Raw genomic sequence first — 22,995 nt, 5'->3', positions numbered from 1 at the left:
GGAAGGCCGGCCGCGCGCAAGTCCAGCGGTCGCCTGCGTTTGCCCGATCGGAAAGCCGCGGCCGCCGGGGAAGCTTTCATCGCTCCTTACAGGAAATTAAACAAACCTTAACCCGCGCTACATATCGACAAGATAAGCTTGTACTAGAACGAAAGGAAGGAGTGAACATCCATGGCATTAACTTACGTTCATCAAGAATCGCGGAGGCGGGGGCAATTGACCCGGGAGCCGAACATCGACGAATCGGCGGTCGTGCAGCGCAGCCACTTGGGCGAATGGACGGCCGTCGGCGCGCGAAGCCGCATCATGGAAAGCACGATGGACGACTACAGCTACTGCGTCGACGAAGCGATCATCCACTACGCCAAGATCGGCAAATTCTGCAACATCGCTTCGCATGCGTGCATAAATCCGGGCAATCACCCCATGTGGAGGGTCACGCTGCATCATGCGACTTACCGCCGCGTCGCCTACGGGTTCGACGAGACGGACGATGCCGCCTTCTTCGACTGGCGCCGCTCGCATCCCGTCGTCATCGGCCATGACGTATGGATCGGCCACGGAGCGACGATCATGCCGGGCGTCACGATCGGCAACGGTTCGGTGGTCGGGTCCGGAGCGGTCGTCACGAAAGACGTGCCGCCCTTTACGATCGTCGCCGGGGTTCCGGCAAAACCGATTCGCGAACGGTTTCCGAGAGAGGTTGCCGAGAAGCTCGAGCGGATCGCCTGGTGGGACTGGACGAGAGAGCAGCTCGAGGAGCGTTTCGCCGATTTTGGGGATTTGGAGACATTCATCGAAAAATATGCCATTTCATAGGGGATTTCATAAAAACGACACGCCGATTTAACATTCACCTGATGTCGACAAGTTAGCTTCAATGCAACAAGCCGTTCGATAAAGGAGGTGAAACGCCGACCATGCAACGATTCGTGAAGCAGGAAGTCCCCGAATACCAGATTATCGCCGATAAGCTGTTCGCCGAAATCAAGGCCGGCCTCTACAGCGAAGACGGACGAATGCCGTCGGAACAAGTGCTCGGCCGCAGATTTCGCGCCAACCGGTACACGATCCGGCAATCGCTCGAGCTGCTCGTGCACACCGGCGTCCTGCGCGCGCATCAAGGGAAAGGGTATTTCCTGTGCGAGAAGCCGCTTGACATCCAGTATACGATCACGCCGACCATGAGCTTCTCCGACGTCATCCGCCGGCTCGGCCGCCGTCCGGAAGCGAAGCTGCTCAGCCGCGAGCTGATGAGCGCCCCCGCGGATATCGCGGAAGCGCTGGGACTGACGGAGGGAGATTCAGCGTACAGGCTCCAAATATTGCGGCTTGCGGACGATGTCCCGTTATCCTGGAACGAAACCTGGCTGCCGAGTCGTTATTTTCCGGATCTGCTCGAAACCGTCGCGAATATGACATCGCTGTACGTGCTGCTGGAGCAGCACTACGGGATGGAGCTGTTCCGCATGCAATCCTCGTTTCGTTCGGGGAACCCAACCTTGGCGGAAGCGGGCATGCTGCAAATTTCCCCCAACACGAGCATTCTGCATATCGAAAGCGTCATGAGAGACCAGCACGGCCGCCGGGTAGAGCTGACATCGGCCAAATACCGCGGAGATTTATGCAAGGTATCGATTCAATTCGAAGCATAAGCGGGTTCTTAAAAATTCGGAGGTGCGCGTGAAATGAGACAGCGTCTTTGGTTTAGTATTCTGACTATTCTGGCAATTACGGTGGTTTTGGCTTTCACGGCGGGCTGCGGCAAGAACAACCAAGCCGCTAATGCAGCACAAGCAAACAATAGCGACACGAAAGCAACGAACGCGAACGCGGCGGACGCGAACACGACGAGCGCGAATGCCGACAAACCGGCGGACGACAAGAAGGATTGGCCGGAAGTCATTCGTTTCGGCGTGCTTCCCGGCGAGGAAGAAGGCAAGCTGTCGCGCGGCAACCAACAGTTCGTGGACGACCTGGGCAAGGCGCTCGGCATCAAGACGGAGCTGTACGTCGGCGAGGATTACACGGCGGTCATCGAGGCGATGCGCACGAAGAAAATCGATATCGCGAGCTTCGGTCCGTTCTCGTACATCATTGCGGCCCAGCGCAGCGGAGCGGTTCCGTTCGCGGTCAAAGCAGCCAGCAAGGAATCGGCGTTCTACCACAGCCTCATCGTCGTGCCGGCCGATTCTCCGGCCAAGTCGATCGCGGATCTGAAAGGCAAAACGTTCCTGTTCGCCGATCCGGCTTCGACGTCCGGCCACTTGTTCCCACGCATGATGATGATCAAGGAGCTTGGCATCACGAACGATCAGGTCGAATCGTACTTCTCCAACGTCTCGTTCTCCGGCGGCCATGACAAATCGATCATCGCCATCGCCAAAGGCCAAGCGGACGGCGCCGGCGTATGCGATACCTGTATCGACCGCGTCGTCGAAGCCGGCCTGGTGAAAAAATCGGATTACCGCGTCATCGGCACGTCCGACCCGATTCCGGGCTCCCCGCTTGCTTATCGCGGCGACCTGCCTGCGGACCTGGTAGAGAAAATCAAGGAATTCGTCTTCAACTATAATACGCAAAACCCTTCGTTCTTCACGGACGACAAAACGACCGCGTATTTCCCGGTCACCGACGCGGACTATCAAGTCGTCAAGGATACGGCGACAGCGCTGAACATGAGCCCCGAGGAACTGCTGAAATAAAGAAGGGCGGTATGCGAGAAATGGCTTCGTTATTGGAAATCAACGAGCTGAGCAAGGTGTATGCGGACGGCACGGCCGCGCTCAAGAACGTCAGCTTCTCCGTCGCCCCCGGCGAGTTCATCGCCATCATCGGACCGAGCGGGGCCGGCAAAAGCACGCTGCTCCGCTGCATCAACCGGCTGGTCAAGCCGAGCGGCGGCGCGATCCGCTTCCGGGATATCGACGCCGCGGACGCTTCCCGCCGCCAGGTGCGCCTGCTGCGCCGCCAGACGGGCATGATTTTTCAAGGCTACAATCTGATTCAACGCGTCACGGTGCTGCGCAACGTGCTGCACGGCCGGCTCGGCTACATGAACGCCGTGAGCGGCTCGCTCGGCTTGTTCTCCCGGAAAGACGTCGCGGACGCCAAAGCGATCCTGCACCGGCTCGGGTTGACGGAGCAGATGTTCAAGCGGGCCGACGAGCTGAGCGGCGGCCAGCAGCAGCGGGTCGGGATCGCCCGGGCGCTGTCGCAGAAGCCGCAGCTCATCCTGGCCGACGAGCCGATCGCGAGTCTCGACCCGGTCACCTCGCGGACGATCATGGAGCATCTGAGCGGCATCTGCCGGGAGGACGGCATTACGTGCATCGTCAATCTGCATCAGGTGGCGATGGCCCGCGAATACGCGACGAGAATCATCGGCATCCATAAGGGCGAAGTCGTGTTCGACGGCAAGCCCGGCGAGCTGTCGGAGGAAACGATTCATCGGATCTACGGCGCCGCGCCGGATTGGAGGGAGCAGGGTGGAGAATCGCTTGCTCGAGCTTAGACGCCAGAAAAGGCTGCAGACGCTGCTCTTCGTCGCGCTGGCCTTGGCGCTGGTCATCGTCTCCGCCGTGCGTACCGAGTTTACCCCGTACACCGTGTTCCAGGGCGTCGGCGAGATGTTCCGGTTCGTCGTCAACGATTTTCTGCCGCCCGATCTGTCCACGTTCCGCGAGCTGATCGGTCCGGCGCTCGACACGATCTACATGAGCTATATCGGCATGGTGATCGGCGCGGTCGTCTCGGTCGTGCTCGCGTTCCTGGCGGCGCAGACGACGGCGCCGCACCGCGGCGTGCAGGTCGCGACCCGCGCCTTCGCCTCGGTCATGCGCAACATTCCGACGCTGATCTGGGCGATCGTGCTGGTCGCCGCCTACGGCCTCGGGACGCTGGTCGGCACGCTGGCGCTGATCATCACGGCGATCGGCACGTTGACGCGGGCGTACGCGGAGATTTTGGAAGAGATCGACATGGGGCAGGTCGAAGCCGTGCGCTCGACGGGCGCCTCGTATTTTCAAGTGCTGGGTCAAGCGGTCATACCGCAGTTTTTCCCGGGCTTCGTCGCCTGGTCGTTGTACAAGCTGGAGCTGAACGTTCGCTCTTCGACGATCATCGGCATGGTCGGCGGCGGCGGGCTCGGCTTCGTCATCCAGAAAGGGCTGAAGCTGTTTCAGTTCCGGGAAGTGAGCCTCGCCGTCATTCTGGTGCTGCTGCTCGTGGCGGGCACCGAGTTTGTGACCAGTAAAATCAGGGAGAGGATTTTATGAGCTCGGAATACGTTACAGGCCCGAAGCTGCTGAACCGGGAAGACCAGCTCTCGACCGGGTCCTCCGGCGAGCCAGCCCGGAAAAGGCGCGACCCCGTGCTGACGGGCGCGGCCGCGTTCGGCGCCGTCTTCTTCGTCTTCTGCCTCGTGAAGATGAATTTCGATTATTCGCTGCTGGCGCACGGCACCGGCAAGCTGATCATGATGTTCGGGGACATGTTCCCGCCGAACGCGGCGGAATGGCGCTACGTGCTGAAGGCCGCGCTGGAGTCGCTCGAGATCGCCGTCGTCGGCACGGCGATCGCCGTCGTCCTAGCTTTCTTCCTGTCCTTCGCGGCGGCGTCCAACGTTTCCCCGCGCACGGCATGGGCGATCAAAGGCTTGGCGTCGCTGATCCGCGCGATTCCGACGCTCGTCTGGGCGCTGCTCTACATCGTCGCCGTCGGGATGGGACCGCTGCCCGGCATCCTGGCCATCGGGACCCACGCGGTCGGCATGCTGGTCAAGATGTTCGCGCAATCGATCGAGGAAGTGAATCCCGGCGTCATCGAAGCGCTGGAAGCGACGGGCGCGGGCAAGCTGCAGGTCATCGCGCAGGGCATCCTGCCGAACGTCATGAGCTCGTTCGTGGCGTGGAGCGTGTTCCGGCTCGAGATCGACATCGGCGAATCGACGATCCTCGGCGCGGTCGGCGCGGGCGGGATCGGCTTCGAGATCGCCAACGCGATGCGCATGTACGAGTTCGACAAAGTGATTTTCGCGGCGCTCGTCATCTTCGCGATGGTATTCAGCGTCGAATGGCTGAGCAACCGGATGAAATTGAACGTCAAGTAGGGAAGGTGGAAAGCAACCATGAAAAAATTCCGGATGACCCGTATTTTGATCGAAGGCTCGCCGCTGCTGCCGGATAAGCTGGCCCGCGAAGTATTGGAGCGCTACGACGTCGCCGTCGTGAAACCGCCGGAGAACAGCCTCGTGCTGACCAAGGCGCGCGACTCGGTATCCCGGGAACCGTTCTACCTGACGGAGGTGCTCGTGACCGAATGCACCGTCTCGATCGAGGGCACGTTCGGCTACGGCATTTTGATGGGCGACCGGCCGGAGCTGGCTTACCGGCTCGCGGTCGTGGACGCGGCGTTCAACCGGCAGCTGCCGGAAACGGAGGCGTGGGAGACGCTGCTTCTGGAAGAGGAGCAGGAGCTGCTGAAGCGCCGTTTGCGCGAGCAGGAGCTGACGCAGGCGACGAAAGTGGAATTCGATACGATGGAGGAATCCTATGACCGCGCAAAATGAGATGCTGTTCGATCCCGTGCACGACACGCAGCAGTTCTATCGCGAGCTGCTGAACGCCTTCGCGGAGCCGGGCAAGGTGAAGACGGCCGGCCGGCTGACGGCGGGAGCCGAGTCGCTTGAACCGGACGACCGGATGGTCGCGGTCATCGCTTTGACGCTGCTGGACAGCGAAGTGCGCTTCGCGGCGGAGCTGGCGGGCCGGGAACGGCTGACTCCCTATATCCGCATGCATACTTTCGCGCGGCCGGTGCCGCCGGCCGAGGCGGAATACGTGTTCGCCGACGGTAGCGAGACGCCTCCCGCCTGGGCGGAGGCGCTGAATACCGGCACGCTGCTCGAGCCCGAGCACGGGGCGACGTTGTTTCTTCGGGTGGACGATTTGTACGAAGGCGCAGCCGAGGATCAGGCCGGCGCAGGCGAAGGGAGCATCACGCTGTCGGGTCCCGGCATTCCGGGGGAACGCGCGATGACCGTCGCCGGATTGGCGAAGGAATGGCTGGCATGCCGCCGGCAATGGAACGTCGAGTATCCGCTCGGCGTCGACGTGGTGCTGTTCACGGCGTCCGGCAAGCTGGCCGCGCTGCCGCGGACGACGCGGGCAGAGGGATAATTCGCACGAAGGAGGTCGATGAAGCGTGGCATATGTTGCCGTAACGGGCGGAAGAGAAGCAATCGAGAAAGCAAGCGAACTGAACCATTACTATCGGCTGAAAGAATCGGAAGAAGGGCTGCAGCTCGGCGCGATCCAGAAGCAGATGCGCCTGTTGATCGACAAGGTCATGGGCGAAGCGGGCCTCTACGCGCCGGAATACGCGGCGCTTGCGCTCAAACAAGGGGAAGGCGACCCGGCCGAGGCGGTATTCCTGCTAAGAGCCTACCGGTCGACGCTGGCGCGGAACCACGTGTCGCGCGTGACGGATACGTCGTCCATGCGCATCATTCGGCGCATCTCCTCGTCGTTCCGGGATTTGCCGGGCGGACAGGTGCTCGGACCGACGTACGACTATACCCACCGGCTGCTGAATTTCAACCTGCGGAGCGAGGGCGCCGAGGACATCCGGGCGTTCATGGACCGCTTCGCGCCGGAGGAAGGCGGACCCAAGCTGACGGAAGAGCCGACGTTCCGCAAAGTCGCGGACTTGCTGCGCGATCAGGGACTTATGCCGCCGATGAAGGCGACGCTCGATACCGAGCCGTTCGACGTCACGCGGCGCAAGGTAATCCTGCCGGCCTCCCGCTCGGCGCGCCTGCAGATGCTGGCCCGAGGCGAGACGGGGACGATGACGGCGCTGGCCTACAGCTCCATGCGGGGCTACGGCTCGGTGCATCCGACGATCGGCGAGCTGCGCGTCGGCTATGCCGAAGTGTCGATTGCCCATCCGTACGGAGCGGGCGATCCGGACGACGGGCTGTATTTGGGAGAAATGCTGGTCACGGAGGTCGAGACGATCAACTCGTTCAAGCAGAACGAAGCGACGGGCGAGGTTCATTTCGTGATGGGTTACGGGCTGGTGACGGGGCAAAACGAGCTGAAGGCGATCGCGATGGCGATCCTGGAGCGCAGCCTCGACACGGAAGGAACCGCGCCGGCGCAGGACGAGGAATTCGTGCTCACGCACATCGACGGCTTGGAGTCGACGGGATTCGTCTCGCACTTGAAGCTGCCGCATTACATTACGTTCCAGTCGTCGCTGGACCGCATCCGCAAAGCGAAGGGCGAGCGGGAGCAGCGGCAGGCGGACACGGAGGAGGAGACCGAAGATGACGAGCAGCAGCATGAACCGGCCGTCGGAGCAGCGCCCGGCGTTTCCTAAATCGGCGTACAACTTTGCTTTTCTGGACGAAGGCTCGAAGCGCGAGATTCGCCGCAAGACGCTGAAGGCGGTCGCCATTCCCGGCTACCAGGTGCCGTTCGCGTCCCGCGAGCTGCCGATCGGCCGCGGATGGGGAACGGGCGGGCTGCAGCTGACGCTCTCGCTGATCGGACGCTCCGACAGCGTCAAGGTCATCGATCAGGGCAACGACGACAGCGTCAACGCCGTCAGCATCCGCAAGCTGATCGAGGAGACGAGCGGCATCGCCACGACGGAAGACACGGCCGAGGCCACCGTCATCCAATCGCGCCACCGGGTGCCCGAAGAGAAGCTGAACGGCGGGCAGATCCTGGTGCTGCAAGTGCCGCAGCCGGAGCCGCTGCGCCACGTCGAGCGCAAGGAACAGATCACCCGCAGGCTGCACGCGGAGATGGACTACAGCGCGATCTGGCTGACGTTGTACGAGAGCGTCGTCAAGTGGGGAAGCATCACGGTCGGCGCCGATTATCCCGTGCTCGTGCACGATCGTTATATCATGGCGCCGAGCCCGATTCCGCGCTGGGACAATCCGAAGCTGCACCAGGCCGAACATTTGACGCTGCTCGGCGCGGGCCGGGAGAAGAAGATCTATGCCGTGCCGCCTTATACGGACGTCGTATCGCTGCAATTCGAGGACTATCCGTTCGAGATCGAGAACTTCGCGGGCAAATCCTGCCGCCGGTGCGGCAGCGCGAATACGTTCCTGGACGAGGTGACGGACGGCGCGACGGGCGAGATCCTGCACCAGTGCTCGGATACGGCGTTTTGCGCGAAAACGATAGAAAGAAGGGAATCCCATGTCGCTTCCAACCATGCTTGATTTGCAGCAACGGCAGGGCGCCGCGCAGGATGCCGCGCCCGACGAGCGTCCGATTCTGCAGGTGAGGAATTTGAACAAACGGTTCGGCGACGGCTGCGCGCATTGCCTGCCGGCGCATGTCGAGCACCCGGGCAACCGCTGCCCGCATTGCGGGTCGGTCCAGGCCTGCATCGATCTGAATTTCGATCTGTACCCGGGCGAAATCCTCGGCGTCGTCGGCGAAAGCGGCTCGGGCAAGAGCACCATGGTCCGCAGCTTGTATTTCGACGAAGAAGCGACGTCCGGAGAGATGTTCATCTCGTCTTACAAAAACGGGGAAAGCAACCTGCTCGCCGAATCGGCGCAGCAGAAGCGATATATACGCAATCATGTCATGGGCATGGTCTACCAGAATCCGTATCTCGGCCTCCGCATGTCGTATTCCAGCTCGGGCAACATCGCCGAGAAGCTGTTCGCCGCCGATCATTTCCACGTCGGCCGGATCCGCGAACGGGCTGCCGAGCTCCTCGGACGGGTGGAAATCCCGCTCGGCCGGATGGACGAACCGCCGAAGCGCTTCAGCGGCGGCATGCAGCAGCGCGTGCAGATCTCCAAGGCGCTGGCCAACAATCCGCCGCTGCTGCTGCTGGACGAAGTCACGACGGGGCTCGACCTGTCGGTGCAGGCGCGCGTGCTCGACTTGATCCGCAGCCTGCGGCGCGAGCTCAAGGTCGCGATGGTCGTGGTCTCGCATGACCTCGGCGTCATCCGCATGCTGGCGGACCGGACGATGGTGCTCCGCCAAGGGCGGATCATCGAGATGGGCTTGACCGATCAAATATTGGAGGACCCGCAGCATGCGTACACCCAGCTGTTGGTTCATTCCTTGCTGTAAGGGAGGGCATCGCAGATGCTGGAAGTAGTCAACCTGACCAAGTCCTTCGAGTTGCACGTCTCGCAAGTCGGCAAGGTCTACCCCATCCAGGGGCTTTCGTTTCAAATCCGCCAGGGCCGGTTCCTGGGGATTGCCGGCCCGAGCGGCATCGGCAAATCGACGATTCTCAAATGCATTTTCCGCACGTACATGCCAAGCTCCGGCGAGGTCTGGTACGATTCGCTTCACGAAGGACGCGTCGATCTGGCGCAAGCGGACGATCGGCGGATGATCCGCCTGCGCGAGCGGGAGCTGGGCTACGTCTCGCAATTTCTGAAGGTCATCCCGCGCGTGCCGGCGGTCGACATCGTGGCGGAGCGCCTGCTCCCCCTCGGCTGGTCGCAGGACGACGCCCGCAAGGAAGCGGAGCGGATGCTCGAACGGCTGCGCATCCCGCGGAAGCTGTGGCAGGCGTTCCCGGCCACCTTCAGCGGCGGCGAGCAGCAGCGCGTTAACTTGGCCCGCGCGTTCATCGTGCGGCCGCGGCTCATGATCCTCGACGAGCCGACCGCTTCGCTCGATCGCGAGACCACGTCCGCCGTCATCGAGATGCTCCAGGCGATGAAGCGCGAAGGCACGACGATGGTCGGCATCTTCCACGACTGGGACGTCATGGAGCAGGTCGCCGACGAGATCTTGGACATCACCCTCTCCGGAGGCGGAACGATGCGTCCGAAGCCGGCGGCTGCCGGGGCGCAGGCCGAATAGCCGATCGCCGCTCTGGCGTTAACGGCCGGCAAGCAAGCAATTCAGGAGAGGAGATCGCAAATAATGAAGCGAACGCAACGGATTTGCGGCGGAAACATCGTGACGCCGCAGGGCATCCTGCACGGAGGCACGCTGACGATCGAAGACGGCATGATCGCGGAGGTACGCTCCGGTCCCGCGGGATTGGCCCAGGCGGGCGACATCGACGCTTCGGGACTGTGGGTGCTGCCGGGTATGATCGATTCGCACAGCGACGCGATCGAGCACGAGATTTTCCCCCGTCCGACGAGCTGTCTTCCCGTGGACATATCCTTCTATGAACTGGAACGCAAGCTGGCGGGACAAGGCGTGACGACGATCTACCATTCCTTCAGCCTATGGGGCGACAACCGCAGCAACGAGGCGCGGAAGAACGCCAGCGTTCGCGAATACGTCCGCAATATCCGCGAGCTGCAGCGCGAGAAGCGCATGCTGCGTCATCGCATCCACATCCGCTACGAGTTGACGAATCTGGCCGGATCGGCGTTCGTCGAGGACTTCCTGAACAACGGGGAGATCGACCAGCTGTCCTTCATGGACCATACCCCGGGTCAAGGTCAGTACCGCCAGCCCGACGTCCAGATCAAGTACATCATGGACAAGCAAAATAAAACCGAAGAAGAAGTGCTTCGCCAGCTGGAGGAGCGCAAGAGTCTGCCGAAGGCCGATCCCGACGAGCTGCTCCGGCTGGCGGCGCTCGCCCATTCGCTCGGCATTCCGCTCGCGTCGCATGACGACGACACGCTGGAGAAGCTGGACGTGGTCGGCGAATGGGGCGCGACGATCAGCGAATTCCCGATCACGCTCGAAGTGGCGGTCGAGGCGAAACGCCGCGGTCTTCACGTCGTGATGGGCGCGCCGAACGTGCTGCTCGGACGCTCGCACAGCAACAATTTGTCGGCATTGGAGGCCATCCGCGAAGGCGTGGTCGACATGCTCTGCTCCGATTACTATCCGCCGGCGCTGCTGCAGTCGGTCTTCCTGCTCCACGGCCTCGGCTACGATCTGCCCTACGCGGTCAACCTCGTCTCCCGCAATCCGGCCGTCGCGCTCGGCATCGACGGCGTGACGGGATCGCTCGAGGCGGGCAAAGCGGCGGATATCCTGCTCGTCGGCATCCACCGCGACCGCCCGATGACCGAGAAGGTGTTCGTGGAAGGCAATATCGTATGCCAGATGGCGTATCAGCAAAGCTTGGCAGTCTCCTCACTGTAGGGAAGGAAGTGCTTGTAGATGCATATAGAAGCGATGGGCGTCAGTCTGCTGTCGAACGACCTGGTCAGCTCCATGGATCGTCTGGAAGCCAAACTGGCCAAAATCGAGGAATTGGGCTTCCGGGCGGTCGAGCTTCCGATCCACGGCATGAACGTGATCGTGAACGGCCGTCTGCTGGAGGAACGGCTCGAGCGGTACGTCAAGCTGTTCAAGCAATTCTCGCTGCGGGTCACGACGCACGCCCCGTTCGAGATCAATCTGTTTCGCCAAGACGGCTTGTCGAAGGAACGTCAGGTGCTGCAGGCGTCGATCGAAGTCAGCGGCGCCCTCGGCGCGGCCGCGATGGCCTACCATCCGGCGCGTTTCGTCGGCGAGGAAGAACTGATCTACCGTCATGCTTGGCCGGTGTATACGGAGGAGGAGCAGGAACGGCTGCTGGAGCAGGAACGCGAGGAGCTGCGGCTCGCCGGGGATCTCGCCCGCTCGCGCAATGTGCGGATCGGCATGGAAAACATGCGCCCGTACCTGGACTGCCCGAACTACTGCTACGCGGTGCGGCCTTCGCTGCTCGCCGAGCAGATGGCACGCATCGGCCACGACCGGATCGGCTTGACGCTGGACACGGGGCATCTGCTGCTGGCGGTGCGGATGTACGGGCTCGACCTGCAGGCCGAGCTCGAAGCGATGGCGCCCCACGTGTTCCATCTGCATGTCCATGACAATTTCGGCCAACCGAACTTCTCGATCGAGAAAAATCAATTCGACCTCATTCCTCACGGACGGGGCGATATGCATATGCCGATCGGCGAAGGCGAGGTGCCGTTCGGCGATATCGCGTCGACGCTGGCGCCGTTCTTCGCGGGTACGCTGATCCACGAGGTGCGCGAAGCGTACGAGCCTTCGTGGCCGCTGTTGATCGAGCGGACCGCGTCGATGCTGGCGCGGGAGATGCCGGCGCCGGAGGGCTTGGCCCGGCAGGGCGAGCCGGAAGGAGCGGGCTTATGAGCAAAGGGGAGCAACGGCCGGAATCCGGAGGCAAAATCGATCTTCACTGCCATACGTCGGCGTCCGATAATACCTTCCCCGCCGAGGACGTCGTGCGCCAAGCGGCCGCCGCGGGCATCGCGACGCTGGCCATTACCGACCATGATACGACGGCGGGACTGCCGGACGCGATGCGGATCGGGAAGGAGCTCGGCGTGGAGATCGTGCCCGGCATCGAAATTTCCGCGTATGATATCGAGCGCAAGCGGCGGGCCCATATCCTCGGCTTGTTCGTCGAGCCGGAGCATCCCGCGCTGGCGCGGCTCTGCGGGCCGATCGTCGAGCTACGCACCCAGCTGTCGAAGGAAATGACGGCGCAGTTGATCGAAGCCGGCTACGGCATCGACTGGGACCTCGTCCGCAGCCATGCGGGAGACGGCGGCGCCGTGTTCAAGCAGCACGTGATGCATGCGCTGGTCGACCTCGGTTACGCGCACGAACTGTTCGGTGCCTTGTACCGCGAGCTGTTCTCGCGGGGCGAAGGGGACAAGCCCGGCATCGCTTACTTGCCGATGCGGTACGTCGACGCGCGCGATGCCATTCGCGCCGTGCTGGACGCCGGGGGCGTGCCGGTGCTGGCCCACCCGGGACAGCTGGGCAATTTCGAAGCGATTCCGGATTGGGTCGACTGCGGCCTGCAGGGCATCGAAGTCCATCATCCGTCGCACGATGAAGCGGACTGCATCCTGGCGGCGGAAGCCGCGGCCAGGCACGGCCTGATCGCCACGGGCGGATCCGATTACCACGGCGGCTACGGCAGCCCGCGGTGGCCGCTCGGCAGCATCGACGCCGGAACGGCCTGCTTGGAAGCGCTGCGCGAACGCGCGGGGCAGAACGCGGTCATGCGTTAGCGGCGGCACACGGGAAGGCCCCCGCGCCAGGGAAATCTGGGCGGGGGCCTATTTGCGTACCGGCCGTCGGGAAATGCCGCGTGAAATTGCTGGAGCGCGGTTTGTCGGGCGGCTAAGTTTCCAGCGCGTCAACTAAAGACCAAATCGATTTTGTCGCGGTCATAATTCAGGATCCATTTATTGTAAGCGACATAGAGGTTCTCCAGCGACTCTCTCGAGCGGCCTACGATATCCAACCCGCGGCTATCGTAGAAATGGAATATGGTGTGCCGGGTCATATTGACGACATAAATAACGTTTTCGGCAAAGAGGAGTTTTGATTTTTTGATCTCCGACCCTTTGCATCGCAATACGAACCGATACGATTCCCAGCCTTCGTTTTCTTCGTCGAACGTGTGCAGGTTTATGCAGCTAAGCGTACGTAGAGCTTTTTTGTTCTTCAATGCGCGCCGAAACACGTTTAATTTTGCGGTTCTGGCGATTTTCCGATTAAGATCCAAAAAAAGCACGATTAAAATTTCATCGTCGGGCTGGTGGGTTTCGCTGAATAATCGCTTGGAACGGTAATGAACTTGCTCGAAGTACGCTTTATCGGTAACCGAGGGGTCGGGGTTTCCGATTTCAAACCGAATCCCGATCTCGAAATTATAAAATAATGGCTTGGTTAACTCTTGGCCGGAGAAATAGTTTTCGAGATAGTGATCCAGCATTAAATTCGTGTTCATACGCTTCCCTCCGTTTGATTTTAAAAGAGGACCGCGCTTACAGCCTCGACCGCCTGATTTCTTCCATGACCGTCCGCACGGCGTCCTCGATCGCGTCTTCTTCCACCCGCGTGATGCTCAGCTTGAGGAAGGGCGGCTTCTTGGTCCCGGCCAGGAAGTTGATGGAGAAGTCCAGGAGCCGGATATGCCTGCGCTCCAGACGGCTCAGCAGCTCCGGCAGATGCACCGTTTCCGGCAGCGCGAGATGCGTATGCACGCCGGCGTAAACCGGCGGATGGCGCACGTCGTCCATGTCGTTATAAGCATCCAAAGCCCGGCTTAAGCGTTCCATGCGCCTGCCGTAAGAGGTCGCGATCCGGTGCTTGCGCCGCGCGAACATGCCGCTCTGAATGTAGATCTTCAGCGCGGCCTGCGACAGCATGGAGCTGTCGATATCGGCGAGCTGCTTGTACTGGCTGAACGTGTCCAGCAGCGCGTCCGGGAGCACGGCGGCCCCGATCCGCAAGCCGGGAAACAGGATTTTGGAGAAGCTTCTCAGGTATACCACGTGGGATGACGCGTAAGCATGAACGGGATCCGATTTGGAATCGGTCACGAGATCGAGCAGGAAGTCATCCTCCACCACATAGACGCCGTACCGCTTGGCCAGCGATGCGATCGTCTTCTTCGCTTCCTCCGAATAAGACGTGCCGAGCGGATTGTGAAACCGGGGAATCGTATAAAAGAATTTGATGTCCCCCGTCCTGAACCGGTGCTCCAGCTCGTCCAAGTCGATGCCGCGCTCCGTTCTGGCAATGCCCTGCACGGGGATACCCAGCGTCTCTACCAATTGGATCATCTTATGGTACGTGGGCTGTTCGAGCAGGATCGTGCGTTTGCCGCCCGGAAACGGCATCATGGCCAAGATCGACAACGCCTGCTGCACGCCGGACGTGACGACGAGCTGATCCGGCCGCGCGAACACTTGACTGCCGGCGAGCTGTTTCCCGAGCACGCCCAGGAGCGAGGGCAGTCCCTGCGGCGTTCCGTAGACAAACAATTCGCTGCGGTACATGTCGATGGCCTTGTTCAGGCAATGCTGGAAATCCAGATACGGGAACAAGCCGGGATCCGGCGACGGCGCGGAGAAATCAAGCATCCGGCGTTCCGTGTCCGGCGCGGACCCGGCCTTCTTCACGACCGCGTAATAGCCGCTTTGCGGAACGGTATAGACGAGATGGCGTTTCTCCAGCTCGGCATAAGCCCGGATGACGGTGCTTTTGCTGCAGCCGAAGCGCTCGGCGGTATCCCGGATGGAAGGCAGCTTCTGTCCGCCGCGGATCGTGCCGTCTTCCATTTGCGATTCGATGTCGTGCATGATCTTGGCGTAGGCTTTCATGGCTGATGCGTCCCTTCGGTGGAATTGTACCGGTACAGTTTGCGTATTCAAGCATTGAACGAGACGCCCGCGTCCGCTACACTTGAGCTCATAGCCGGCCGGCTTGAGCGGATTAGGAGCGGAGGGATGGGGAAGTGGGCCAGTACCGAACGATCTATGGAATGGCTTTATTATACGCGGTTACGATCGGTTTTTCTTTTTTGTTTACGAAACGGGCGCTGCTGTACGCGGATCCCGTCGATACGATGGCTTTCCGGTTCGCGCTGTCGCTGCTCGTCATCGCGTTGCCCGTCATGACGGGCAGGATCAAGCTGGGCTTGCGCCGGGGAGATTGGCTGCGGCTGCTCCCGGTCGGCCTCTTGTATCCGACGGTGTTCTTCGGTTTGCAAGCGTACGGCCTGACGTTCACGACGTCGTCCGAAGCCGGGATCTATCAGGCGACGTCGCCGATCTTCACGCTCGTGCTCGCCGGGCTGCTGCTCCGGGAGCGCGCGTCGCGGATGCAAAAGCTCGCCGTGCTGGCTTCGGTAGCCGGCGTGATCTTCATCATGGCGATGAGCGGGGCTTCGGTGCAGGGCGCAAGCTTGAGCGGCGCCGGGCTGCTGCTGGTATCGACCGTCGCGCTGTCGTTGTACGGCGTGCTCGTCAGGCGGCTGCGGAGCGAATTCACGGCATATCAGATGAGCTATGTCATGATGGCCGTCGGCTGCGTCTCCTTCGGCGTCCTGGCCCTCGGCCGGCACGCGTATGCAGGCACGCTGGGCGGCATGCTGGAGCCCTTGTCCCAAGGCGGATTTATCTGGCCGCTGCTGTACATCGCCTTGCTGTCCTCGGTCGCGTCTTCGATGCTGTCCAATTACTTGCTGTCCAAGATCGAAGCGTACAAAATGAGCCTGTTCGTCAATCTCGGCACCTTCGTCTCGATTGCGGCGGGGGTGGCGATCGAGCATGACCGGCTAACCTACTACCATATGATCGGCGCGCTGCTGATCATCGGCGGCGTGCTTGCGGTGCATGCGCCGCGAAGAAAAACCCATACGTCCGCATTGGAGGTCGAAGCCGGATGAAAATCGTCGTAGCAGGCGCGAGCGGGGTGATCGGCAGATCGTTGATCCCGCGGTTGGTCCATGCCGGACACGAGGTAACGGGGCTGCTCCGCAGCCGGAATTACGCGGCGGAGCTGGCAAGCCGGGGAGCGGCGGCCGCGGTGGCGGATGCGTATGATCGCGATGCGCTGTTCCAGGCGATGAGCTTCTTGCGGCCAGATGCGGTCATTCACCAGTGGACGGCGCTCGGGTCGCTGAATTTTGCGGACAATGCGCGAATCCGCAAGGAAGGGACGCGCAATCTCGTGGACGCTTCGCTCGCGGCGGAGGTGCCCCGCATGATCGTGCAGAGCATCTCCTGGGCGTACGCTCCGGGCATCGGACCGGCGGCGGAGACGGAGCCGCTGGACGTGGAAGCGCCGGAGCCGCGGGCCGCGACGGTCGCCGGCGTCGCCGCCATGGAGCGGGCCGCCGCCGAGATGCCGGAGCATGTCGTTCTCCGCTACGGGCTGTTGTACGGAGCGGGCACCTGGTACGCGGCGGACGGCCTGATGGCGGAGCGGGCGCGTCAGCGAATGCTGAAGGCCACGGACGGCGTCAGCTCGTTCGTGCACGTCGACGATGCCGCGCAAGCGGCGCTGCTCGCGCTGGACTGGCCGTCCGGCGCGTACAACATCGTCGACCGCGAGCCTGCGGCCGGCACGGAATGGCTGCCGGTCTTCGCGCAATGCGTCGGCGCTCCTGTGCCGATCGCCGAGGCCGGCAGCGGCCGGGGCGAGCGAGGCGCGCGGAATGCCAAGGCGCTTGGACAAGGCTGGGAGCCGAAGCATCGGTCCTGGCGGGAGGGTTTCCGGGCGCCGAACAAGATTTGACGCAGGCCATTGACAAAACAACCCCGCGGTGTTAAATTGTGTTTAATCTCAAGTAAATCACTTGGAATAATAAGAAAAACGTCGACCGCTTACGTGGAGACTTTTCGGATGAACGGCATCCGGGAAGTCTCCTTTTTGTTTGGCGCCGCGATGCCGGTTCGCCGGCAGTCGATGCTGTTCCACGCCATGCTTCATTTGTCGTCCGTACAAGCGGAGACGTTCCCGAACCGAATCGGAGAATGTCTCCGTTTTTGTTTGGTTCGAAAAGCTGGATTTGAAAGGCTGGATTTGAAAATCGACGCGCGAGGAGCTGCTGCAGATGGGCAATGGCGTTCTGCTTGATATCCGCAACTTGAACAAAACCTTTCAGACGAACAAAGGCGGCGTGGAGGCGATACGTTCGCTCAATCTGCGGATCCGCGAAGGCGAATTCATCACCGTCATCGGACCGAGCGGCTGCGGGAAGAGCACGCTGCTGAAGATCGTGGCGGGACTCGACGTCGCATACGAGGGCAGCGTCGAGCTGGAAGGGAACCGGATCGTCGCGGCCGGCATCGACAAGGGGTTTATCTTTCAAGAACCGCGCCTCTTCCCGTGGCTGAACGTGGAGAAAAACATCGCCGCCGATTTGTCGCTCCGCGATCCCGAGATTCGCCGGCGGGTCGATGAGCTGATCGAGCTCGTTCGGCTGCAGGGCTTCGAGAAGGCGTATCCCCGCGAGCTGTCGGGCGGCATGGCGCAGCGGGTCGCGATCGCGCGGGCGCTGCTGCGGAGCCCGAAAATCCTGCTGCTGGACGAACCGTTCGGCGCGCTCGACGCGTTCACGAGATCGCATATGCAGGAGGTGCTGCTCGACATATGGCAGCAGAACCGGACGACGATGATTTTCGTCACCCACGATATCGACGAAGCGGTCTACTTGGCCAATCGCATCGTGATACTGAAGCCGCGGCCCGGAGAGATCAGCGGCATTCTCGTCAATGATCTCCCGTATCCCCGGAAGCAGGCAAGCGCTTCGTTCCAGGAGCTTCGTTTGGCGGTGCTGAGCGAATTTCACGGGAAGGTCGAGCGGCAGGAGTACGTCGACCGGGCGGGCATTTAACCGGATCCGAGAGGAGGAAGCGCGATGAGCGATTTATCCGGAGGCAAAGCGGCCTCCCGGAACGCCGTTCGAAACGGGGAGCCGCGGAAGGCGGCGGTAATTGCGCTCGGCGCGGTAATACCCGTGCTGCTGCTGGCCGTCTGGCAGGCACTTGGCGATCGGGGGGCCATCTCGACGATGCTGTTTCCGACGCCCTTGACGATCGCGGACACGATGCTGTCCTTGATCCGCACCGGCGAGCTGTGGGGCCACCTGCGAATCAGTCTTGTCCGCGCCGGGCTCGGCTTCGCACTCGGCGGCGGGTTGGGCCTGCTGTTCGGCCTGCTGGTCGGCCTGTCGAGGAAGAGCGAGAAGACGCTGGATCCCTCGTTCCAGATGGTTCGGATGGTTCCGCATCTCGCGGTGGCGCCTTTGTTCGTCCTGTGGTTCGGAATCGGCGAGGAGTCGAAAATCCTGCTTATCGCCAAAGGCGCGTTCTTCCCGCTCTATATCAATGCTTTTCTGGCGATCCGGGGCGTGGACAACAAGCTGTTCGAAGTCTCGCGCGTGCTGGGATTCTCCCGATTCAAGCGGGTCGTGCGGCTCGTCCTGCCTGCGGCGCTGCCGGGCATTCTGCTCGGCGTGCGGTTGTCGCTCGGCGTGGCGTGGCTGGGCTTGGTGGTGGCGGAGCTGATCGCCTCGACCTCCGGCGTCGGCTACATGATGTCGGACGCCCGGCAGTTCGCGCAGACGCCGATCGTGTTCGTCGGCATTCTGACGTTCGCCGTCGTCGGCTTGGCGGCCGATTCGATCGTCCGTCTCGTCTCGCGCAAAGCGCTGCACTGGCAGGACGGCTTCAAAGGATGAAAGGAGGGATGACCGATTGAGCAAAAACATGGAAGCGCTCCGGGGCAATCCCGCGCCCGCGGCCCCGGCGAAGGGACGGCTTGCCCGCGGAAGAAAGTTCGGCTGGACGTTCGACGATCTGGCGCTGGGCGCCGCGCTGCCGGCGATCGTGCTGATCGTCTGGCAGCTGGCGGGCAGCGCCGGTTGGATCGATCCGCTGTTTCTTCCGACGCCGTTCGCGATTTTGAACGCGTTCAAGGAGCTGGCGCTGCACGGCCAGCTGGCCCATCATTTCGGCGTCAGCGCCTGGCGCGCGGCGGCCGGATTTCTGATCGGCGGCGGACTCGGCTTCGTCGTCGGCCTGACCGCCGGGTTCTACCGCAGGGCCGAGCATCTCCTGGATCCCAGCATCCAGCTGCTGCGGATGGTTCCCCATCTGGCCATCGCGCCGCTCGTGATTCTGTGGTTCGGCTTCGGCGAGACGTCCAAGATCGCGATCATCGCCTGCGGCGCGTTTTTCCCGTTGTACCTGAACACGTTAAATGGCATCCGGGGCGTGGACAACCGGTTGTTCGAAGTAACGCGCGTGCTCGGTTTCGGTCGGAGAACCCAGGTTGTTCGGCTGATCCTGCCCGCGGCGATGCCGAATATCCTGCTCGGCGTACGGCTGTCGCTCGCGCTGTCGTGGCTCGGCCTCGTCGTGGCCGAACTGCTCGGCTCGACGTCGGGCATCGGATTTCTGATCAACGTGGCGAAGCAGAATTCCGCGACGGGCGAAATCTTCGTCGGCATTTTCATCTTTGCGGCGGTCGGCAAAGCGGTCGATTCGCTGGTCAGGCTGCTGGAACGGAAATGGCTGCATTGGCGTGACGGTTATCAAGGCTAAGCATGCGACCGCCCCGGCGGTCGATCAAACGAAATCGGGAGGCATGAACATGACAGTGGCAGAACAAGCGCGATTGGATCTGGAAGCGGACGTGCTCGTCATCGGAGGCGGGCCGGCCGGCACATGGGCGGCGATCACGGCGGCGTCCTCGGGCGCGAAGGTGGTTCTCGTGGACAAAGGCTTTTGCGGCACGAGCGGGGCGACGGCGCCGTCCGGAACCGGCGTATGGTACATCAAGCCGGAAGAAGAGCTGCGCCGGCAGGCGAAGGAAAGCCGCTTTACGCTCGGCGGGTTCCTGGCCGACAACCGCTGGATGGACCGGGTGCTGAACCGCACGTACGAGAACATGAACAAGCTCGGCGACTGGGGCTTTCCTTTCCCGCTCGACGACGGCGGCAATCCATACCGGCGCGGCCTGCAGGGACCGGAATACATGAAGCTGATGCGCAAGCTCGTGCAGCGGGCCGGCGTACGCATTCTCGATCACAGTCCGGCCCTCGAATTGCTGGCCGATGACCACGGCGTCGGCGGGGCTGCCGGCATCCGCACGCAGACGGGCCAGGAATGGTCGGTCCGGGCCGGCGCGGTCGTCATCGCGACGGGAGGCTGCGCCTTCCTGAGCAAAGCGCTCGGCTGCAACGTGCTGACGGGCGACGGTTATCTGTTCGCCGCCGAAGCGGGAGCGAGCTTGTCGGGGATGGAATTCTCCAATGCCTATGCGATCGCGCCGACCTTCTCCTCGGTGACGAAGACCGCCTATTACAAGTGGGCCAGCTTCTACTACGAGGACGGCAGCGTCGTGGAAGGGGCGGGCTCGCAGCGCGGCCGCTCCGTCATCGCCCGAAATCTGCTGGCGGGAAGGCAGGTATTTGCCTCGCTCGACCAGGCGCCGGAGGATATCCGGCCGCTGCTGCGGGTCGGCCAGACGAATTTCTTCCTGCCGTTCGACCGGATGGGCATCGATCCGTTCAAGGATAAATTCCCGGTCACGCTCCGCTTGGAAGGAACGGTCCGCGGCACGGGCGGCATTCATATCGCGGACGAGAGCTGCGCCACCGCCGTTCCTGGCCTGTACGCCGCGGGCGATGCGGCGACCAGGCAGCTGATCTGCGGCGGCTTCACGGGCGGCGGCAGCCATAACGCGGCATGGGCGATGTCCTCCGGCTCCTTCGCGGGCGAGGGCGCGGCCAAGCATGCGCAGAGCCTCGGCGCGAAGAGCGGCACCCGCGTGTTGAAGGGATTGTCGTCCTCGGCGATCGCCGGCAAGCAGGGCAGCCAGACCGCCGCGAAGTCGGCGGAGTTCGTGCGCGGCGTTCAAGCGGAGGTCATGCCGTACGACCGGAATTTATTCCGCACGGAGCAAGGGCTGCAGGGTTCGATCAAGCGGCTGGACGGCATCTGGAGCGAGATCCGGAACGGCTCGGCGGGACGCACGGTCGAGGCCGTCAAGGCGCGGGAAGCGGCGGCCATGACGGCGACGGCGCGCTGGATGTACAATACGGCGCTGCAGCGCACCGAGACGCGCGGCATGCATAAGCGGGAGGATTTTCCGCAGCTGGACGGCGCGCAGCATTACCGCCTGCTGAGCGGCGGGCTGGACCGGGTATGGGTGCGCGCGGAGGAAGTCGAAAAGGAGGCGGCGTTGCATTGATCGAGATTATCAGCGAATCCAGATGCATTTCCTGCAATCAATGCGTATCCGTCTGTCCGACGAACGTCTTCGACAAGGTGGAGGACGGCATTCCGGTCATCTCGCGCAAGGACGATTGCCAAACGTGTTTCATGTGCGAGCTGTATTGCCCCGTCGACGCGCTCTATGTCGCGCCCGATGCGGAAGGACCGACGCAGATCAGCGAAGCGGAGCTGGAACTGGCGGGCCAGCTTGGCGGCTATCGCGAGAAAGTCGGCTGGGGGCCTGGCCGCACGCCCGTATCGAAGCATGAATACATGTATCAGCTGGCGGTGAAAACGAGTTTCTGACGCTCGTCGCCCCGTTTGCTCAGCACATATGTTATCGTCCATCGGAGGAGAGTCATTATGCGTCACGTATCGGTAAGCATGAAATCCCTGTCGGTTCTCGCGCTCGTCGCGATCTTCCTGCTGCTCGGCGCCTGCGGCAGCAACGGCAACGGAAACGGAACCACGAACGGCGAGGCGGCCGGCTCCGATAAAGGGGCTGCCGCGAATACGGCGGATGCCGGGAAAGGAGCCGATGGCGCGAATGCGGCCGATGCGGCGAATGCGCCGAAGAGCGACGTCCCGGACACGCTCAATTACGGCTACATCGGCCTTAACGATCTGAATCTGCCTACGGGAGCGGAAGGCTGGGGCTTCCATACCGGCCTCATTCAGGAGGAGCTTAAGAAATACGGCATCGCGAAGGTCAACCTGATCGGGTTTCCGAACGGCCCGGACCAGACGGAATCGCTCATCAGCGGCCGGCTCGATTTCGGAAGCCTGGGCGATACGCCGGCCATCCTTGCCCGCTCGAACGGAGCGAAGACGCGTCTGATCACGCAGGCTGCGACGGACAGCATCGGCTACCTGATCGGCAAGAAGAACGGACCGAAGACCGTCCAAGACCTGGCGGGCAAAACGATCGCGATCCAAAAAGGCTCCTTCATGCACCGCTACGTCGTCGGGCTGCTGGAGCAGGCGGGCGTGAAGAACTACAAGCTCGTGCACATGCTCCGTCCGGACGGCGAAGCGGCGCTGGCCCGCGGCGAGGTGGACGCGATGACCAACAACGGCGTCTACGCGCTGAAGCAGATCGAGCAAGGGTACGCGCATATCGACGATGCTTCGACCCATCCGGATCTCGTCGGCACGAGCGCCACGGTCGTATCCGAAGCCTATCTGAAGAAATTCCCGGACTTTCCGAAGGTATGGAACGACATCCGGCTGAAGGCGCTGGAGGACCTGAAGAAGCACGAGGACGAGTATTACAAGCTGGCGGCGGAGATCCAGAAGACGACGCCGGAGCTGTTCAAGCAGGTGAGCCCGATCGCGAACATCAAGGATACGCCGTTCACCAACGACGGCGTCAAGCTGCTGGACGGAACCAAAAACTTTCTCGTGCAGCAGAAGCTGGCGACGAAGGACTTCGACGTGAACGAGTGGATCTTGCGGGACGGTCAATAAGGAGGCTG

General features: G+C 62.2%; 26 protein-coding genes. 24 read left to right on the top strand and 2 right to left on the bottom strand.

The features are described 5' to 3' along the window. Positions 1 to 171: 171 nt before the first annotated feature. The 15 genes from AC50YL_RS15205 (at position 172) to AC50YL_RS15135 (ending at position 13,012) form a co-directional block, all read left to right on the top strand. Positions 172 to 819, top strand: coding sequence for a DapH/DapD/GlmU-related protein (locus AC50YL_RS15205; RefSeq protein ID WP_494833042.1), 648 nt, complete (start codon positions 172 to 174; stop codon positions 817 to 819). A 101-nt stretch (positions 820 to 920) separates the two neighbouring features. Then, the gene (phnF, locus tag AC50YL_RS15200; protein ID WP_494833041.1) at positions 921 to 1,655 is read left to right on the top strand and encodes a phosphonate metabolism transcriptional regulator PhnF; all 735 of its coding nucleotides are present in this window, start codon (positions 921 to 923) and stop codon (positions 1,653 to 1,655) included. A gap of 33 nt (positions 1,656 to 1,688) precedes the next feature. Further along, positions 1,689 to 2,705 (top strand): phosphate/phosphite/phosphonate ABC transporter substrate-binding protein, encoded by a 1,017-nt coding sequence (gene phnD / locus AC50YL_RS15195; RefSeq protein ID WP_494833040.1) that lies wholly within the window; start codon positions 1,689 to 1,691, stop codon positions 2,703 to 2,705. 20 nt (positions 2,706 to 2,725) lie between these two features. Then, positions 2,726 to 3,514, top strand: coding sequence for a phosphonate ABC transporter ATP-binding protein (gene phnC, locus AC50YL_RS15190; RefSeq protein WP_494833039.1), 789 nt, complete (start codon positions 2,726 to 2,728; stop codon positions 3,512 to 3,514). Continuing rightward, positions 3,489 to 4,277: a phosphonate ABC transporter, permease protein PhnE gene (gene phnE, locus AC50YL_RS15185; protein ID WP_494833038.1), complete on the top strand. Its 789-nt coding sequence runs from the start codon at positions 3,489 to 3,491 to the stop codon at positions 4,275 to 4,277. The genes phnC and phnE (AC50YL_RS15185) overlap by 26 nt, the downstream gene beginning before the upstream one ends. Then, positions 4,274 to 5,110: a phosphonate ABC transporter, permease protein PhnE gene (gene phnE / locus AC50YL_RS15180; RefSeq protein ID WP_494833037.1), complete on the top strand. Its 837-nt coding sequence runs from the start codon at positions 4,274 to 4,276 to the stop codon at positions 5,108 to 5,110. Before phnE (AC50YL_RS15185) ends, phnE (AC50YL_RS15180) begins: the two co-directional genes overlap by 4 nt. 18 nt (positions 5,111 to 5,128) lie before the next feature. Beyond that, complete coding sequence (phnG, locus tag AC50YL_RS15175; RefSeq protein ID WP_161742386.1) at positions 5,129 to 5,569, top strand: phosphonate C-P lyase system protein PhnG; 441 nt, start codon at positions 5,129 to 5,131, stop codon at positions 5,567 to 5,569. After that, positions 5,553 to 6,179 (top strand): phosphonate C-P lyase system protein PhnH, encoded by a 627-nt coding sequence (gene phnH, locus AC50YL_RS15170; protein ID WP_494833036.1) that lies wholly within the window; start codon positions 5,553 to 5,555, stop codon positions 6,177 to 6,179. Before phnG ends, phnH begins: the two co-directional genes overlap by 17 nt. Before the next feature lie 25 nt (positions 6,180 to 6,204). Next, positions 6,205 to 7,383 carry a carbon-phosphorus lyase complex subunit PhnI gene (locus AC50YL_RS15165; RefSeq protein ID WP_494833035.1) on the top strand — a complete coding sequence of 393 codons (1,179 nt, stop codon included), beginning with the start codon at positions 6,205 to 6,207 and terminating at the stop codon, positions 7,381 to 7,383. After that, on the top strand, positions 7,331 to 8,242 hold the full coding sequence (locus tag AC50YL_RS15160; protein WP_494833034.1) for an alpha-D-ribose 1-methylphosphonate 5-phosphate C-P-lyase PhnJ: 912 nt from the start codon (positions 7,331 to 7,333) through the stop codon (positions 8,240 to 8,242). Before AC50YL_RS15165 ends, AC50YL_RS15160 begins: the two co-directional genes overlap by 53 nt. Then, complete coding sequence (locus tag AC50YL_RS15155) at positions 8,235 to 9,116, top strand: ATP-binding cassette domain-containing protein (RefSeq protein ID WP_494833419.1); 882 nt, start codon at positions 8,235 to 8,237, stop codon at positions 9,114 to 9,116. The genes AC50YL_RS15160 and AC50YL_RS15155 overlap by 8 nt, the downstream gene beginning before the upstream one ends. A 15-nt stretch (positions 9,117 to 9,131) precedes the next feature. Continuing rightward, positions 9,132 to 9,863, top strand: coding sequence for a phosphonate C-P lyase system protein PhnL (gene phnL / locus AC50YL_RS15150; protein ID WP_494833033.1), 732 nt, complete (start codon positions 9,132 to 9,134; stop codon positions 9,861 to 9,863). Between the two features lie 63 nt (positions 9,864 to 9,926). After that, positions 9,927 to 11,117 carry an alpha-D-ribose 1-methylphosphonate 5-triphosphate diphosphatase gene (locus AC50YL_RS15145; protein WP_494833032.1) on the top strand — a complete coding sequence of 397 codons (1,191 nt, stop codon included), beginning with the start codon at positions 9,927 to 9,929 and terminating at the stop codon, positions 11,115 to 11,117. 18 nt (positions 11,118 to 11,135) lie between these two features. Next, entirely contained in the window at positions 11,136 to 12,122 is a 987-nt protein-coding gene (locus tag AC50YL_RS15140; RefSeq protein WP_494833031.1) for a sugar phosphate isomerase/epimerase family protein, read from the top strand. Then, positions 12,119 to 13,012: a PHP domain-containing protein gene (locus AC50YL_RS15135; protein WP_494833030.1), complete on the top strand. Its 894-nt coding sequence runs from the start codon at positions 12,119 to 12,121 to the stop codon at positions 13,010 to 13,012. The genes AC50YL_RS15140 and AC50YL_RS15135 overlap by 4 nt, the downstream gene beginning before the upstream one ends. A gap of 128 nt (positions 13,013 to 13,140) precedes the next feature. On the opposite strand, the gene AC50YL_RS15130 is transcribed toward AC50YL_RS15135, so the two are convergent. Both AC50YL_RS15130 and AC50YL_RS15125 read right to left on the bottom strand, forming a co-directional pair. Further along, positions 13,141 to 13,722, bottom strand: coding sequence for a DUF3885 domain-containing protein (locus tag AC50YL_RS15130; protein WP_494833029.1), 582 nt, complete (start codon positions 13,720 to 13,722; stop codon positions 13,141 to 13,143). 52 nt (positions 13,723 to 13,774) lie between these two features. Continuing rightward, positions 13,775 to 15,115, bottom strand: coding sequence for an aminotransferase-like domain-containing protein (locus AC50YL_RS15125; protein WP_494833028.1), 1,341 nt, complete (start codon positions 15,113 to 15,115; stop codon positions 13,775 to 13,777). A gap of 134 nt (positions 15,116 to 15,249) precedes the next feature. Between AC50YL_RS15125 and AC50YL_RS15120 the strand changes: the two genes are divergently transcribed. The 9 genes from AC50YL_RS15120 to AC50YL_RS15080 all read left to right on the top strand — a co-directional run bounded on the left by AC50YL_RS15120 (position 15,250) and on the right by AC50YL_RS15080 (position 22,987). Further along, positions 15,250 to 16,182 carry a DMT family transporter gene (locus AC50YL_RS15120; protein ID WP_494833027.1) on the top strand — a complete coding sequence of 311 codons (933 nt, stop codon included), beginning with the start codon at positions 15,250 to 15,252 and terminating at the stop codon, positions 16,180 to 16,182. Beyond that, the gene (locus AC50YL_RS15115) at positions 16,179 to 17,033 is read left to right on the top strand and encodes an NAD-dependent epimerase/dehydratase family protein (RefSeq protein ID WP_494833026.1); all 855 of its coding nucleotides are present in this window, start codon (positions 16,179 to 16,181) and stop codon (positions 17,031 to 17,033) included. The genes AC50YL_RS15120 and AC50YL_RS15115 overlap by 4 nt, the downstream gene beginning before the upstream one ends. Positions 17,034 to 17,141: 108 nt before the next feature. Beyond that, a complete protein-coding gene (locus AC50YL_RS15110) occupies positions 17,142 to 17,375 on the top strand; it encodes a hypothetical protein (protein ID WP_494833025.1) in 234 nt (77 codons plus the stop codon). Beyond that, positions 17,353 to 18,135, top strand: coding sequence for an ABC transporter ATP-binding protein (locus tag AC50YL_RS15105; protein WP_494833024.1), 783 nt, complete (start codon positions 17,353 to 17,355; stop codon positions 18,133 to 18,135). Before AC50YL_RS15110 ends, AC50YL_RS15105 begins: the two co-directional genes overlap by 23 nt. Before the next feature lie 24 nt (positions 18,136 to 18,159). Continuing rightward, a complete protein-coding gene (locus tag AC50YL_RS15100) occupies positions 18,160 to 18,981 on the top strand; it encodes an ABC transporter permease (RefSeq protein WP_494833023.1) in 822 nt (273 codons plus the stop codon). Positions 18,982 to 19,009: 28 nt separating this feature from the next. Further along, a complete protein-coding gene (locus AC50YL_RS15095; RefSeq protein ID WP_494833418.1) occupies positions 19,010 to 19,846 on the top strand; it encodes an ABC transporter permease in 837 nt (278 codons plus the stop codon). A gap of 43 nt (positions 19,847 to 19,889) precedes the next feature. Beyond that, positions 19,890 to 21,497, top strand: coding sequence for an FAD-dependent oxidoreductase (locus tag AC50YL_RS15090; RefSeq protein WP_494833022.1), 1,608 nt, complete (start codon positions 19,890 to 19,892; stop codon positions 21,495 to 21,497). Further along, positions 21,494 to 21,826 (top strand): 4Fe-4S binding protein, encoded by a 333-nt coding sequence (locus AC50YL_RS15085; RefSeq protein WP_494833021.1) that lies wholly within the window; start codon positions 21,494 to 21,496, stop codon positions 21,824 to 21,826. The genes AC50YL_RS15090 and AC50YL_RS15085 overlap by 4 nt, the downstream gene beginning before the upstream one ends. Before the next feature lie 57 nt (positions 21,827 to 21,883). Next, on the top strand, positions 21,884 to 22,987 hold the full coding sequence (locus AC50YL_RS15080; protein WP_494833020.1) for an ABC transporter substrate-binding protein: 1,104 nt from the start codon (positions 21,884 to 21,886) through the stop codon (positions 22,985 to 22,987). The last annotated feature ends 8 nt before the right edge of the window (positions 22,988 to 22,995 follow it).

This window comes from Paenibacillus sp. J22P277 (assembly GCF_059383675.1).
This window is presented reverse-complemented; position numbering and strand designations above follow the sequence as displayed.